The sequence below is a fragment of the Sphingomonas sp. LM7 genome (genome assembly GCF_002002925.1).
GTDB lineage: Bacteria > Pseudomonadota > Alphaproteobacteria > Sphingomonadales > Sphingomonadaceae > Sphingomonas.
On the sequence record NZ_CP019511.1, the window covers coordinates 2,391,453 to 2,404,986 of the forward strand.

General features: G+C 67.2%; 14 protein-coding genes. 5 read left to right on the forward strand and 9 right to left on the reverse strand.

The window, feature by feature from the left end; all coding sequences use genetic code 11:
- Positions 1–124 precede the first annotated feature (124 nt).
- Together BXU08_RS10900 and BXU08_RS10905 are read left to right on the forward strand one after the other, a co-directional pair.
- Positions 125–1,864, forward strand: coding sequence for a VWA domain-containing protein (locus tag BXU08_RS10900; RefSeq protein WP_077510084.1), 1,740 nt, complete (start codon positions 125–127; stop codon positions 1,862–1,864).
- Between the two features lie 76 nt (positions 1,865–1,940).
- Positions 1,941–2,591, forward strand: a complete 651-nt coding sequence (locus BXU08_RS10905; protein ID WP_077512283.1) for a helix-hairpin-helix domain-containing protein — start codon at positions 1,941–1,943, stop codon at positions 2,589–2,591.
- A 142-nt stretch (positions 2,592–2,733) separates the two neighbouring features.
- On the opposite strand, the gene BXU08_RS10910 is transcribed toward BXU08_RS10905, so the two are convergent.
- Positions 2,734–4,029, reverse strand: coding sequence for a hemolysin family protein (locus BXU08_RS10910; protein WP_077510085.1), 1,296 nt, complete (start codon positions 4,027–4,029; stop codon positions 2,734–2,736).
- Positions 4,030–4,164: 135 nt separating this feature from the next.
- On the opposite strand from BXU08_RS10910, the gene BXU08_RS10915 reads away from it, so the two are divergent.
- Entirely contained in the window at positions 4,165–4,842 is a 678-nt protein-coding gene (locus BXU08_RS10915) for an OmpA family protein (RefSeq protein WP_077510086.1), read from the forward strand.
- Positions 4,843–5,320: 478 nt separating this feature from the next.
- Here the strand turns inward: BXU08_RS10915 and BXU08_RS10920 are convergent, their stop codons facing one another.
- The 3 genes from BXU08_RS10920 to BXU08_RS10930 form a co-directional block, all read right to left on the reverse strand.
- A complete protein-coding gene (locus BXU08_RS10920; protein WP_077512285.1) occupies positions 5,321–5,749 on the reverse strand; it encodes a nucleoside deaminase in 429 nt (142 codons plus the stop codon).
- Positions 5,750–5,823: 74 nt separating this feature from the next.
- Complete coding sequence (locus tag BXU08_RS10925; RefSeq protein ID WP_077510087.1) at positions 5,824–6,021, reverse strand: YqaE/Pmp3 family membrane protein; 198 nt, start codon at positions 6,019–6,021, stop codon at positions 5,824–5,826.
- A complete protein-coding gene (locus tag BXU08_RS10930; RefSeq protein ID WP_077512287.1) occupies positions 6,021–6,308 on the reverse strand; it encodes a hypothetical protein in 288 nt (95 codons plus the stop codon). The genes BXU08_RS10925 and BXU08_RS10930 overlap by 1 nt, the downstream gene beginning before the upstream one ends.
- Positions 6,309–6,471: 163 nt before the next feature.
- Between BXU08_RS10930 and rpmB the strand changes: the two genes are divergently transcribed.
- Positions 6,472–6,771 carry a 50S ribosomal protein L28 gene (gene rpmB / locus BXU08_RS10935; protein WP_077510088.1) on the forward strand — a complete coding sequence of 100 codons (300 nt, stop codon included), beginning with the start codon at positions 6,472–6,474 and terminating at the stop codon, positions 6,769–6,771.
- Between the two features lie 20 nt (positions 6,772–6,791).
- Here rpmB and BXU08_RS10940 read toward each other — a convergent pair whose 3' ends face one another.
- The 4 genes from BXU08_RS10940 to BXU08_RS10955 all read right to left on the reverse strand — a co-directional run bounded on the left by BXU08_RS10940 (position 6,792) and on the right by BXU08_RS10955 (position 12,136).
- Positions 6,792–7,817: an esterase-like activity of phytase family protein gene (locus BXU08_RS10940; RefSeq protein ID WP_077512289.1), complete on the reverse strand. Its 1,026-nt coding sequence runs from the start codon at positions 7,815–7,817 to the stop codon at positions 6,792–6,794.
- A gap of 318 nt (positions 7,818–8,135) precedes the next feature.
- Positions 8,136–8,858, reverse strand: a complete 723-nt coding sequence (phbB, locus tag BXU08_RS10945; RefSeq protein ID WP_077510089.1) for an acetoacetyl-CoA reductase — start codon at positions 8,856–8,858, stop codon at positions 8,136–8,138.
- Positions 8,859–8,894: 36 nt separating this feature from the next.
- On the reverse strand, positions 8,895–9,899 hold the full coding sequence (gene hemH / locus BXU08_RS10950; protein ID WP_077510090.1) for a ferrochelatase: 1,005 nt from the start codon (positions 9,897–9,899) through the stop codon (positions 8,895–8,897).
- Positions 9,896–12,136, reverse strand: coding sequence for a xanthine dehydrogenase family protein molybdopterin-binding subunit (locus BXU08_RS10955; RefSeq protein WP_077510091.1), 2,241 nt, complete (start codon positions 12,134–12,136; stop codon positions 9,896–9,898). The genes hemH and BXU08_RS10955 overlap by 4 nt, the downstream gene beginning before the upstream one ends.
- Positions 12,137–12,246: 110 nt before the next feature.
- Here BXU08_RS10955 and lgt point away from each other — a divergent pair, with 110 nt between their 5' ends.
- Positions 12,247–13,131: a prolipoprotein diacylglyceryl transferase gene (lgt, locus tag BXU08_RS10960; RefSeq protein ID WP_253190343.1), complete on the forward strand. Its 885-nt coding sequence runs from the start codon at positions 12,247–12,249 to the stop codon at positions 13,129–13,131.
- 100 nt (positions 13,132–13,231) lie between these two features.
- Here lgt and BXU08_RS10965 read toward each other — a convergent pair whose 3' ends face one another.
- Positions 13,232–13,456 carry a hypothetical protein gene (locus tag BXU08_RS10965; protein WP_077510093.1) on the reverse strand — a complete coding sequence of 75 codons (225 nt, stop codon included), beginning with the start codon at positions 13,454–13,456 and terminating at the stop codon, positions 13,232–13,234.
- Between the last annotated feature and the right edge of the window lie 78 nt (positions 13,457–13,534).

Consider the following 13,534-nt stretch of genomic DNA (forward strand, 5'->3'; position numbering starts at 1 on the left):
CGCGAACCCGTTTCGCGGAAGTAGAGATATAGAATATCGTTACCGTTCATTGGGGGGTCATCGCTGCGGGGCGACATTCTTCGAAGCGGTCCGCAAGCGGCCGGCAACCATTGGGGAGAGTCACATGTCGCGTTCTGCACTGATGCTCGGTTGTTCGGCCGTATTGCTGACGTCCGCCGCGCCGCCTCCGCTGCCCGGGGTGCCTTTGCCCGGCGCGGCGCAGGACCGGCACTCGCCGGTTCGCTGCGTCCGCGCCGACCCGAGTGCGAGGGCGCCCTCCCGCTATACTCCACCGCCCGTGTATCTGTCCTCGCCGCCGATGCCGGCGCCGCCTGCCCCGCCCCCGCCGGCCTATACGCCGCCCTCCTCGGAGGCGCTCACGGTCTCGGGGCAGGCGATGCGACGCCCGCCGGGTCTCCCGATCAGGCCGGCACCCTATGGCGCGCCGGGCAACACCGAACGCTATGAGGGCAAGGAAGTCGCGGCGATCCAGCAGGTGCTCGCCAACCCCGTTTCCACCTTCTCGGTCGATGTCGATACCGGTGCCTATGCCAATGTCCGCCGCTTCGTGACCCAGGGCGCCGACGTGCCTGCCGCAGCGGTACGCACCGAGGAGATGATCAACTATTTCCGCTACGACTATCCGCGCCCGAATTCGCGCGAGGCACCATTCAGCATCACCACCGATGTCGCGAAGACTCCGTGGAACCCGGACACCCGGCTGCTCCGCATCGGCCTGCGCGGCTATGACGTGACCGCCAAGGGGCGCCCGCCCGCCAACCTCGTCTTCCTGGTCGACGTTTCCGGATCGATGTCGAGCCAGGACAAGCTGCCGCTGGTCAAGAAGGCACTCAGCCTGCTCGCCGACCGGCTCGGGCCACGCGATCGGGTGTCGATCGTCACCTATGCCGGCGCTGCCGGCACGGTGCTGGAGCCGACCAGCAAGAAGGAATATGTGAAGGCCGCGCTCGACTGCCTCGAATCGGGCGGCTCCACCGCCGGCGGGCGCGGCATTGAACTCGCGTATTCGATTGCCCGGGCGACCTATGTGCAGGGCGGGATCAACCGCATCTTCCTCGCCACCGACGGCGACTTCAACATCGGCATCAGCGACAACAAGATGCTCGAGGCGCTGGTCAGGAAGAACCGAGACGACGGCATCACCCTGACCACGCTCGGCTTCGGCACGGGCAATTATAACGAGGCGCTGATGGAGCGCATCGCCGATATCGGCAACGGCAACTATGCCTATATCGATAGTGCGATGGAGGCGCAGAAGGTGCTCGATGACGAGCTTGGCTCCACGCTGTTAACCATCGCCAAGGACGTCAAGGTCCAGGTCGAGTTCAATCCGGCGCAAGTCAGCGAGTATCGCCTGATCGGCTATGAGAACCGCGCGCTCGCCGAAGAGGATTTCGCCAACGACAGCGTCGATGCGGGTGATATCGGCGCGGGGCATCAGGTCACTGCGCTCTACGAAGTGGTGCCTGCGGGAGCCAGGGGCTGGACGCCGGCGCGGCGCTATGAGGGCAATCGCCCGGCCGCCCCGGCGTCCACCGGCGACGAGTTCGCGCATGTGCGGCTTCGCTACAAGCTGCCGGGCCAGGACATTTCGCGGTTGATCGAACGCCCGGTATCCGCCGGGCTGGTCCGCGGCGCCCAGCACCCGCGCGGCGACCTTGCGTTTGTGACGTCGGTGGCCGCGTTCGGCCAAAGGTTGCGCGGCGACAAATATCTGAACGGCTATGGCTATGGCGACATCGCCGCTCTCGCCGGCACCTCCGACAATTACTGGCGCAGCGAGTTCGGCCGGCTGGTCAGCCTGGCCGACAGCGGCAGGAGGTCGCGCCCATCGACCGACTGAGCGCGCTGGACGCTGCGGAATCCGGCGCTATGCAGTTGAGATTGCGAGTGACTGCATGGCGTCGGGAGCGGGAATGATGAACGATACGGCTTGGCAGACCGGGGGACCGGTCGTCGATGGTGGACCCGTTTGGCTCACGGCATCTTTCGTGGCGATCGGGATCGGAATCCTGTTCGCGCTGTTCGTCCTCGCCTGGGGCACGCGGCTGGCCAGGAAGCGGCAGCAGGCGCGCGCAGAACTCGACGAGCGCGGCGAACTGTTGAACGGCGACACCCCCGCGCCGCCGGCCCGCGAGACCACGCCGCCGCCGGTGGCCCCTTCGCCGCCGCCGATCGCCGATGTGCCCATAATGGCGCCCCCCGCGACACCCGAGCCGGAACCTACTCTCGAGCCCGCGCCGATGGCGGACGAGCCGATCGCCGCCGCGGCACCGCTCGATGCGTCTCCCGCCGCGCAGGCAGTCCCGGAGCCGGCACCCGCCACAAGCGGCGACGACGAACTCACGCGGATGAAGGGCGTCGGCCCGAAGCTCGCCGAGCGGCTCAACGCGCTGGGCGTCACCAGCTTCGCGCAGATCGCCGCGCTGTCGCCCGAAGAAGCGAACGCGCTCGACGCCCAGCTAGGCACCTTCCAGGGCCGCATGCACCGCGATCGCTGGATCGAGCAGGCCGGCTTCCTCGCCCGCGGCGACCAGCCCGGCTACGAAGCGGTATTCGGGAAGCTTTGATCTGAAATTCCTCCCTCGCGAAAGCGAGGGAGGGGACCACGAAATGGTGGGGGGCGTAGCCACAGGCGTCGCACTCGCGGAGATGCCGCCTCCGTCGCCTTCTGCGCCACCTCCCGCGCGTCGCGGACGAGGATTAAGCCGACTACTTCCCCTCGCGGACCAGCAGCTTGTCGATCTTGCGGCCGTCCATGTCGACGATCTCGAAGCGCCAGCCCTGCACGGCGAACACTTCGCCCTCTTCGGGCAGGTGCTTGAGCACGGCGAGCGCCAGCCCCGCGACGGTGGCGTAGTCGCGGTCCTCGGACAGGTCGATGCCCAGCCGCTCGGCGAGCGCATCGGCGGGCATCTGCCCCGAAACGAGCAGCGATCCGTCTTCGCGCACGACCAGGCTCGGCGAGTCCCCCGGCTCGGCATCCGACGCAAAGTCCCCGGCGATCGCAGCGAGCAGATTGGCAGGCGTCACGATGCCTTCGAAATGGCCATATTCGTCATGGACGAGGCCCATCGGCACTTCGGCGCGGCGCAGTGCCCCAAGCGCGTCCATCGCATCGACCTGGTCGGGCAGCACCGGCGCGGGCCGCATCAGACGGCGCAGGTCCAGCGTCTCGCCGCGGAACAGCGCCGCGGCGATGTCGCGCGCCTGGACCACACCGACCACGGCATCGACCGAACCCTCCGCCACCGGCAGCCGGGTATGCGGCGTCGCGAGCAACGCATCGCGAATGCCCGCGGCGTCGAGGTCGATATCGAGCCAGTCGACATCGGTCCGCGGCGTCATCACCTCGCGCACCGGCCGGTCGGCGAGGCGGACCACGCCCGAGATGATCGAGCGCTCATGCTCTTCGATCACGCCCGACTTCGATGCCTCGGCGACGATCAGGTGGAGCTCCTCGGCGGTGACCCGGTTCTCCGATTCGCGATTGAGTCCGATCAGGCGGAAGATCAGCGAGCTCGACTTGTCGAGCAGCCACACCACCGGCGCGGTGATCCGGCTGAGCCACAGCATCGGAATTGCCATCGTCGCGGCGATCGGCTCGGGCGAGCGCAACGCGAATTGCTTTGGCACCAGCTCGCCGACCACCAGCGAGGCATAGGTGGTGACTGCGATCACCAGCGTGAGCCCCACGGTGTGCGCGGTCTCTGCGTCCAGTCCCAGGCCCTCGATGCGCTGGGCGACCGGGGTGCCAAGGCTCGCGCCCGAATAGGCACCCGCGATGATGCCGATCAGGGTGATGCCGATCTGCACGGTGGAAAGGAACTTGCCCGGATCGGCTGCGAGCAGGATGGCCGTTGCGGCGCCGCGCCGGGTCCGCGCCAGCGCCTCGAGCCGGGCAGTTCGCGCGGAGACGATCGCGAGCTCCGACATCGAGAAGATACCGTTGATGGCGATCAGCACGAGGATGATCGCGACGTCGATCCAGGGAAAGGGAGCTGGCATGATGTGCGTCCCTCATATCCGCACTGGCCGCCGCTTAACAACCGCCTCTTCGCGATGCTTTCGATGCGCAAGTGGAACAAGATGGCGCGCGAACGGGTTTCGAGGCATCACAGGGTTCGCAAATCAGGAGGAAATATGTCCATCGCCCGCCAGGCGCTCATTGCCGCCGCGCTCGCCGCGACCACGCTGACCGCAGCCTGCGTCACCGATCCGGTGACCGGCGAGCGCCGCGTCTCGAAGGCCGCAATCGGCGGCGGCGTCGGCGTGCTCGGCGGCTATCTGCTCGGCGACCTCGTCGGCGGCCGCAACGATCGCACCGAGAAGATCGTCGGCGCCGGCATCGGCGGCCTCGCCGGCGCGGGCATCGGCGCCTATATGGACCGCCAGGAGCAGGAGCTGCGCCGCCGCACCGCGGGCACCGACGTCCGAGTGATTCGCCAGGGCGACGATCTGGTGCTCAACATGCCCTCGGGCATCACCTTCGCTACCAACGAAGCGAGCGTTCAGCCGCAGTTCCGCGGCACCCTCGACCAGGTCGCGGACGTGCTGCGCCAGTACAACCAGACCTATGTCGATGTGTACGGCCACACCGATTCGACCGGCAGCGACAGCTATAATCTCAGCCTGTCGCAGCGCCGCGCCGGCGCAGTGGCCGATTATCTGACTGCGCGCGGCGTTCAGAGCGCCCGGCTCGGCACCCGCGGCTTCGGCGAGAGCCAGCCGATCGCCAGCAACGACACCGAAGAAGGCAAGGCCGCCAATCGCCGCGTCGAGATCAAGCTGGTGCCGATCACCCAGCAGGATCTGGGCTGAGGTCTGCAGCCAATTGGATTTGATCGGGGGCGACCGTGCGATGGCCGCTTTCCCGGTGGATGAGCGGCGTCTGCCTGGGTCCTGACAAACCGCTTGAAACGTAGGATTTCGCCTGCTGGGATCACGCTCGGGCATTTGGCCCTCGCTCTTTCGCAGCGTCGATCCCGGCCCCGAACGCAAATCGCGTTGGCTGAATTTTTCTAAGATTTGGCACGGCTCCGCCGCCGCCGGACATGCGCGACACTACGACCCTGGTGCGACCTTTGCCGCCGCAAGATGCGCGCCCGCTGCGGTAGCCCTCGCCTCGACCATCCATGGCTTGCATTTGAGCCAGACCTAATCGCGGCTCAAAGGCCATCGATACACTCCAGTCATCCCGGCTCAAGGCCGGGGTGACGAGGGAATAGGATTCCGAAAGGGTCGGTCCGCCTGAGCGCGTCGAAGGGAACTTCGGCAAGTTCCGAATCGAAGGGGGCGGCTACCGCCGCTCCCTGAAGAAGTCGCGCAGCAGCGTCCCGGCTTCGGCCTCGCCGATGCCAGAATAGAGTTCGGGGCGGTGATGGCAGGTCGGCTGCGCGAAGAAGCGCGGGCCATGCTCCACTGCGCCGCCCTTGGGATCGCTCGCGCCGTAATAGAGCCGCGCGATCCGCGCATGCCCGATTGCCCCGGCGCACATCGCGCACGGCTCAAGCGTCACCCACAGGTCGCAATCCTCCAGCCGTTCGCGGCCGAGCAGCCGTGCAGCCTCGCGGATCGCCAGCATCTCGGCATGCGCCGTGGGATCGTGCAGCGTGCGCGGCGCATTGGCGGCGACGGCGATGACCTCGCCGTTACGGACCACCGCGGCGCCGACGGGTACCTCTCCAGCCTGTGCGGCCTGGTGCGCGGCGTCGAGCGCCGCACGCATCGGTTCGGGGAGCGGGAACATGCGGAGGGACTACCGTTCCTATCCCCTCACGTCACCCCGCTGGGTGACGTGGACTACGCGGGAACGGGCTCCTGTAGCCCGTGATGCCGCCGCTCGTCGCGAATCACCGTCCATACCGCAAACGCCACTCCCGGCAGGAAGCCGAGCACTGTCAGCCCGCACGCGATGGCGAACTCCCGCCCCGCGCCGCGCGCCAGATACACTCCGAGCGGCGGCAGCAGCACTGCCGCTACAATTCGCCCGGCGTGCATTATCGGGCGGCAGGCGTGGGCGATGCGCCCGGTGCCTGCTTCACATCGATCGTTGGCAAGACCACGGTAGCCTTCTTCATTTCCACTGTCGGCACTTCAACGGTCTTGGCGGTGTTTCCGATCCCGACGCTGCCCGTCTCGGCGCTGTAGCTGGGCAGCTTGCCGCCCTGCACGCTCACCGTCGGCAGGCTGCCGCCGCTCTGCTGGTTGAACGACAGCATACCCATCGCCATTGCGGCGACGACTCCAAGGGCAATCAGCCCGATCAGCACGAGGATAGCACGCATCGTCTTCATCTCCCGGATCGAATCGTTTGCGTAATAACGCCAATAGTCCCATGCGGGTTGCGTCGGGCAAGCGCTTTGATTGGCGAATCGGTTGACACCCCCCGGCCATACCCGCTATCGGCGCGGCCTTTCCGGCTTATGCCAAGAACCAGGATTTAAAGCGATGTCGCGCATTTGCGAGCTGACCGGCAAGGGCCGGCAGGTGGGACACAACGTCTCCCACGCCAACAACAAGACCAAGCGGACCTTTCTGCCTAACCTGCAGAACGTGACGCTGATGTCGGACACGCTGGGCCGCAGCATCCGCCTGCGCGTCTCGACGCACGGCCTGCGCTCGGTCGAGCATGTCGGTGGTCTCGACAACTGGCTGCTCAAGACCAGCGAGGACGATCTGTCGCTCCGCGCGCGTCGCCTGAAGCGCGAAGTGCGCAAGGCGTCGACTGCCGAGAAGACCGCGGCCTAACAGCCTTTTGCGGCATGGCGTCAGCCCGTTCCCTTCGCGGGGGGCGGGCTTTTCGCATGTCTGCCGCCCATCGGCAGGTCGAGCCGGAATTTGAGCAGCAGCGACTGCTCCCAGAACTCGCCATTGTCGTCCGACGCGATCCACACGATCGTGTCCGCGCCTTCGCGCGTGACTGCCAGCGCCTCGAAATTGTCGTGCTGGAGCGGACGCTCGAACGTGGCGATCTCGATGCCCGGCACTACGCCGCCCGCGCGAACGCCGCGCATGTCGATCACGCTCAGCTTGGCGGTGAACAAACCGGGCAGCGACAACCGGCGATTGAGCACCAGCAGCCGGCCGTCGGGAAGCTCGGCGGCGTCCGTCGGATCATAGCCGGCAGGCGGCACATAGGCGAACGGGAGCGGCGCCCTTGGCGGTTCGGTCGGATCCCCGGCAAACCGCAGCACGATCCGCGCATCCGGCCGCCCCTTGGGCCGCGCCGTCTCGCTGAACACGATGAACTGGCCGTTGCGCAGCCGGACCATCGCCTCAGCACCGCCGGCGATCGACCAGTCGGCCATCGCCGCGGGTCGGACGCTGCGCTCGGCCCGAGTGAGGCTTGCATCGTAGCGCCAAATCGCATTGCGGTTCTCGAAACCCACCCAGACCCGACCGGTGCGGGGATCGCGAGTCATCGATTCGGAATCGCGGTGGCGCTTGAGCGCCCCGGTGCCCGGCCCGGGCAGGTCCGCAAAGCGCACCGCATATGGTCGCAACTCAGCCCCCATCTGGAAACTGACCAGGTTTCCGCCATCGCTGAGCAGCGTGAACTGCTCGCCATCGACCAGCATCGCCGAGAAACCGCCAAAGGCCGGGTCCGCGCTGGTGAGCGCCAGGCCGCCCAGATAGGTCAGGGGTCCCAGCGTCCGGCGCGTCGGATCGGAAGTATCTAGCGGCACCGGCTTCGCGGTGATCTCGGGACTATCGCCCAGTATCCCGCGCGGCTCGATCCCCGATGCGGTTGGCGACAGCATCAGGAGCACGGAAATCGGAACGGCGAAACGCATCGCCAAGGTCATAGCCGGTCCGCGCAGGGGAGCCAGCCCCGCGCAACATGAACCTCAGATAACCAGCCCGTTCAGCTAACGACAAGGCACGCGGGTTATAGCGGCCCTTACAGTTTGTGTATCGAGGTCCTCGCGTAGCGTATCGAGGATCGAGGGCCGGCCTCCACCAGGGGCTGGCCCGTTTCGTTTCCGGCGGGTGCTCGGCCACGCGGCCGCAAAGCCGCCGTCGGACGGGTTCTGCAAGCCGACCAGCCGGCCGTGCCGGGCGCTGCGCGGCGGGACCGCGCATCGCCGCGGACGTCGCCGCGCCAGCGCCCGTCAGTACATATGCTGCCCGCCGTTGATCGACAGCGTCGATCCGGTGACGAACCCGCCCTCTTCGGACACCAGGAACGCCACGCCACGCGCGATTTCGCTCGCCTGGCCCAGCCGGCCTACGGGAATCTTGGCGACGATCTTCTCGAGCACTTCGGGCGGCACCGCAGCGACCATGTCGGTGTCGATATAGCCCGGCGCGATCGCATTGACCGTCACGCCGGCGCGCGCGCCTTCCTGCGCCAGCGCTTTGGTGAAGCCGTGGATGCCCGACTTGGCGGCGGCATAATTGACCTGGCCATATTGCCCGGCCTGCCCGTTGATCGAACCGATGTTGACGATCCGCCCCCATTTGCGGCTGCGCATGCCCGGGAAAGTGGCGTGCGCCATGTTGAAGCAGCCGCCCAGATTGATGCGGATCACGTCTTCCCACATGTCCTTGGACATTTTTAGGATGGTGCCGTCGCGGGTGACGCCGGCATTGTTGACCACCACGTCGACCGGGCCCAGATCGGCCTCGACCTGCGCCACGCCAGCGGCGCACGCCTCGAAATCGCCGACGTCCCATTTATACGCCTTGATGCCGGTGCGCTCGGTAAAGGCCTTCGCCTTTTCCTCATTTCCGGCATAGTTCGCCGCGACCGTCATGCCCGCGTCCTTGAGGGCCAGGCTGATCGCCTCGCCGATGCCGCGCGTTCCCCCAGTCACGATCGCTACGCGTGCCATGTCAGCCATCCTCTCCGTTTCTAATCTCTTGCAACGCTAGGCAGCGTCTGCCCAGCCCGCAAGTTCCCGCCACAATATCTTACGAAGCATATCGATCCCGACCGCGCTTGCATTGAGGCACGGCAGCACTGCGAAATCCGTGCCGCCTGCGGCAAGGAAGCTCTCACGCCCGCGGATCGCGAGCTCTTCCAGCGTCTCGACGCAATCGGCGGAAAAGCCCGGCGCAACGATCGCGACGCGCTTGACGCCCTTGCCCGGCAGGCTCTCAAGCACCTTGTCAGTCGCCGGTTCGAGCCATTTGGCGCGTCCGAAGCGCGACTGGAAGGTAATCGTCAGATCGCGCCCCAGCGCCTCGCGCAGCAGCCGCGCGGTCTTCTGGCAGTGGCAGTGATAGGGGTCGCCGAGTTCCAGCGTCCGCTGCGGCATGCCGTGAAAGCTGGCGATCAGCATCTCGGGCTCGAAATCCAGCGTGGCGACCGACTGCTCGATCGAGGTCTTGAGCGCGTCGATATAGGCCGGATCGTCGTGATAGGGCGGCAGCATCCGGATCGCAGGCTGGCGGCGGAAGGTCTTGAGTGCGGCGAACACGGCGTCGGTCACACTCGCAGTCGTGGCCGCGCAATATTGCGGGTAGAGCGGCGCGACCAGGATGCGCTCGGCGCCATAGGTCTTGAGCGAGACGAGGCGGTCGCGGATCTCGGGCAGGCCGTATCGCATCGCATATTCGACTCGCACATCGGGTCCGAATGTCCCCTCCAGCGCCGTGGCCTGCGCACGTGTGATCGCGGCGAGCGGCGAGCCCTCTTCGGTCCAGACCTGCTGATAGGCATGGGCGGATTTGGCCGGTCGGGTGCGCAGGATGATGCCGTGCAGGATCGGCTTCCATACGATGCGCGGGATCTCGATCACTCGCGGATCGGAAAGGAATTCCGCCAGATAGCGCCGCACCGCACTCGGCGTCGGCGACTCGGGCGTACCGAGGTTGACGAGCAGCACGCCGATTTTGGGAGCCGGGATCACCGGATGGTCTGAAGGGATCATTCGATATCCGAAAGCAATGGCAACCGCCGGAAGCGTACACCGGTCGCCGCCTGCAGCGCATTGGCGATCGCGGGGGCGACCGGCGGCACGGCGATCTCGCTCGCGCCGCCGGGCTCTGCGCCGCTGCGGATCAGCTCAACGGTGATGTCCGGGCAATCGGCGAGCGTCGGCAGGCGCAGCTCGGAGATGTCGCGCGCATCGGCGACATTCTCGGTGAAGCCGGTCGAGCAGCCGACTGCGCCTGCAAGCCCGAACAACAACCCGCCCTCAATCTGCTGCATCACCAGATCGGGATTGACCACACGCCCGCAATCGACCGCGGCGACCAGTCGCTCGACCTTGACTCGCCGGTCGCTGGTCAGCTGCGCCTCGGCGAGCACTGCGATGTGCGAGCCGCGGAAGCTGTGGCAAGCGATGCCCTGCCCGCTTCCCGGCTGTCCGCCCTGCCAGCCGCCGAGCTGCGCCGCAGTCTGCAGGCAGCGCGCCAGCCGCGGCTGCTGGCCCAGCATCGCCATGCGGAACGACAGCGCGTCCTGTTCGGCGACATGGGCCAACTCGTCGAGAAAGCTCTCGGTAAAGAAGCAGGTGTAGCTATGCGCGCCCGAGCGCCAATAGCCGCTCGGCACGCCGATCTCGGCAGGATGGTGGTCGACTGCGAAATTGGGGATCGCATAGGCCGGCATTGCGCCCGCCACTGCGCTGGCGTCGCTCCCGCCCAGCGCCAGCGCGGCGGCAGGCAGCGCCTCGCCGTGGAGCAGCCGCGCGGCGAGCTCACGCCCACTGGACGGCGCGGCGATCTTTGCGAGCCATCCCGTCACCCGGCCCTGCGCATCGACTCGCGCGTTCATCCGCCCCGCGGCGGCCGGACGGAAGCGATCGCGCCGGAAATCCTCGCCACGCGGCCAGGTGAGCTGGACCGGCCTGCCGATCCGCATCGCGAGCAGCGCCGCCTGCGCCGCGACGTCGCTCTCCAGCTTCGCGCCGAACGAGCCCCCGGCCATCGTCGGGTGGAGGATCACGGCGTTCTCCGAAATCCCGGCGGCGCGTGCCGCGGCGGCACGGGCGAGCCCGGGCGCCTGAGTCGGCAGCCACAAGGTCAGCCGGCCGTCACGATAGGCCGCGGTGGCAGTCATCGGCTCGAGCGGCGCATGCAGCGCCAGCCCGACGCGATATTCGGCCGCCACCAGCTGCGCGCCGCGGAACTGCGCCGAAAGATCACCGGCTTCGGCGATGCGCGACCCTGCGCCGTCGAACGCCGCGGTCAGCGCCTGCTCGATCGTATCGCTGTTGACTACGGGCTCGGGCGTCCTGAACCGCGGCCGCATCGCATCGATCGCGCGATCCGCCGCCCACCAGTTGTTGGCGACGGCGGCGACCCAGTCGTCGGTCGTCACCACCGCGAGCATGCCGGGCACCTTGTCGGCCGCGGCACGATCGACGCGCGCCAGCCCGGTCTCTCCGACCGGCCCTTGCCGGATCGAGGCATAGACCATGTCGGGCAGCCTTATGTCGGCGGCATAAGCGGCGGTGCCGTCGACCTTGGACGGCGCATCGAGCCGCGGCAGCGGCTGGCCGTAGAGCCGGGTTTCCTCGCCGGTCCGCAACGGCACGTCGCCAGGCAGGTCCTGGTCCGCCGCGGTCTCGGCCAGCGCGCCGAATCCCAGCCGCTGGTTGCCCTGGAACACCAGATTGTTGAACGTCCCGCAGGCCTTCCAGTCGACGCCCCAGCGCGCCGCCGCCGCCTTGCACAGCAGCACTCGTGCCGCCGCACCCGCTCGGCGTAGCTCGCCTTCGAAATTGCGCACCGACGTCGAGGCGCCGGTCAGCGTCAGCCCGGTCCGGCGGACATAGCTCGCCCGCAGGGCCTCGGGCAGCGCGCCCAGCGCCGCTTCGAACAATTCGTCGGCAGCAAGCGGATTGGCGTAAAGCGGATTGAGCGGCGCCGGCTCGACTCCCACCATCTTCCAGTCTGCGCCAAGCTCATCGGCGACGATCTGGGGCAGCGCGGTATAGACGCCCTGCCCTTCCTCGCATTGCGGCACCGCGACCGAGACATGGCCGTCCGCGCCGATCTTGATCCACGCGCCGAACAGGCTTTCGCCGGGCGCCGCAGTCAGATTGGGAAGATAGGTCCGCGGCCATGCCGCCCAGGCGACCACCAGCCCCACGCCAACGCCGCCGCCGACCAGCAAAGTCCGCCGATCGAGCCTGGTCCGCGCGCTGGGAGTCACCGCCATCGCGCCGCTCTATCGCGCGGCTCGCGCCTGCGCCAGCCATTGCGGTCTTGGGTTTGCGCCACGGCTGTTCTATCGCGGTGCCAAGAACGATTGCCGGGGAACGACAAGAAGTGCTGCTCCATCTCCTCGCCGCCGCCGGCGATCATATCCAGTTCAAGGATCTCGGGCTCAGCCCGGTGGCGGTCAATCTCGGGTTCTTCCAGATCAAATGGTATTCGTTGGCATACATCGCTGGCATACTGATCGGCTGGTGGTATCTACTCCGCCTGCTCGCCCAGCCCGGCGCGCCGATGGCACGCCGCCACGCCGACGATCTCGTCTTCTATGCGACGCTGGGCGTCATCCTGGGCGGGCGGCTCGGCTACGTACTGTTCTATGCGCCCGACATGATCGTCGAATCGCCGCTCCAGGTCTTCCGGCTATGGGATGGCGGCATGTCGTTCCATGGCGGCGTAATCGGCACCACGATCGCGATCATCCTGCTGGCGCGGCGCAACGGCCTCGATTGGCTGCGCATCCACGATTACGTCGCCTGTGTGGCGCCGTTCGGGCTGTTCTTCGGCCGCCTCGCCAATTTCGTGAACGGCGAGCTTTGGGGCAAGCCGACCGACGTCCCCTGGGCAGTCGTCTTCCGCAACACCGTCCAGACCGGCCTGCCCGAGCCGGCGCGCCACCCCAGCCAGCTCTATGAAGCGGGGCTTGAGGGCATATTGCTGTTCATCGTCCTGTGGTTCTTCTTCTGGCGCACCGATTCGCGCTACCAGCCCGGCAAGCTCGTCGGCATCTTCATCCTGGGCTATGGCCTGTGCCGCTTCTTGGTCGAGTTCTTCCGCGAACCCGACGCGCAGCTGGTCTGGCTGGTCGATGCGACCGGACTGCACATGGGGCAATGGTTGTGCATCCCGATGATTGTGGGCGGCATCTATCTGATCGCCACCGCCAACCGCCGCCGCCAGCGCGTCGAGGCGATCGCAGGTTCACAGAGCGTAGCCTGACCTGAAGCCCCTTCCCTTCAGGGGAGGGGTTGGGTTGGGCCCCGACCGTCTCACCGAGACCTACGCGCCTGAGGCACTGCCCCAACCAAACCTTTGCGCCTTACCGCAACAAGCTGCCCAGCTCCGCAGTCGTGAGCCCATATTCCGCGCAGATATGGTCGCGCAGCCGCTGCTTGGCTGCTTCCATCTCCACATAAGCAGCGTCCTCGGCCGCTTCGAAGGCGTGATTGAGCACGTCCGGGCCTGGCACCAGTTCGCCCCACGCGATCCGATGCCGCGCCGCCGCCTCGCGCACCCCCGCCACCAATTCCTTGCCGTCCATCATCGACGTTCCAACGCACCACCCCGCGGCCCGGCTCCGCAAAGGGTTCGCCTCGCCTCTCGCCGGGATGACGCGAGGGAT

Excerpts from the sequence above, each read along its gene's own strand:
- BXU08_RS10930 (WP_077512287.1), bottom strand. The coding sequence starts at position 6,308 with ATGCGTGCTATCCTCGTGCTGATCGGGCTGATTGCCCTTGGAGTCGTC.
- BXU08_RS10965 (WP_077510093.1), bottom strand. The coding sequence starts at position 13,456 with ATGATGGACGGCAAGGAATTGGTGGCGGGGGTGCGCGAGGCGGCGGCG.
- BXU08_RS10905 (WP_077512283.1), top strand. The coding sequence starts at position 1,941 with ATGAACGATACGGCTTGGCAGACCGGGGGACCGGTCGTCGATGGTGGA.
- BXU08_RS10900 (WP_077510084.1), top strand. The coding sequence starts at position 125 with ATGTCGCGTTCTGCACTGATGCTCGGTTGTTCGGCCGTATTGCTGACG.
- BXU08_RS10940 (WP_077512289.1), bottom strand. The coding sequence starts at position 7,817 with ATGCGTTTCGCCGTTCCGATTTCCGTGCTCCTGATGCTGTCGCCAACC.
- phbB (WP_077510089.1), bottom strand. The coding sequence starts at position 8,858 with ATGGCACGCGTAGCGATCGTGACTGGGGGAACGCGCGGCATCGGCGAG.
- hemH (WP_077510090.1), bottom strand. The coding sequence starts at position 9,899 with ATGATCCCTTCAGACCATCCGGTGATCCCGGCTCCCAAAATCGGCGTG.
- rpmB (WP_077510088.1), top strand. The coding sequence starts at position 6,472 with ATGTCGCGCATTTGCGAGCTGACCGGCAAGGGCCGGCAGGTGGGACAC.
- BXU08_RS10920 (WP_077512285.1), bottom strand. The coding sequence starts at position 5,749 with ATGCGTGCGGCGCTCGACGCCGCGCACCAGGCCGCACAGGCTGGAGAG.
- BXU08_RS10915 (WP_077510086.1), top strand. The coding sequence starts at position 4,165 with ATGTCCATCGCCCGCCAGGCGCTCATTGCCGCCGCGCTCGCCGCGACC.
- BXU08_RS10910 (WP_077510085.1), bottom strand. The coding sequence starts at position 4,029 with ATGCCAGCTCCCTTTCCCTGGATCGACGTCGCGATCATCCTCGTGCTG.
- BXU08_RS10955 (WP_077510091.1), bottom strand. The coding sequence starts at position 12,136 with ATGGCGGTGACTCCCAGCGCGCGGACCAGGCTCGATCGGCGGACTTTG.
- BXU08_RS10925 (WP_077510087.1), bottom strand. The coding sequence starts at position 6,021 with ATGCACGCCGGGCGAATTGTAGCGGCAGTGCTGCTGCCGCCGCTCGGA.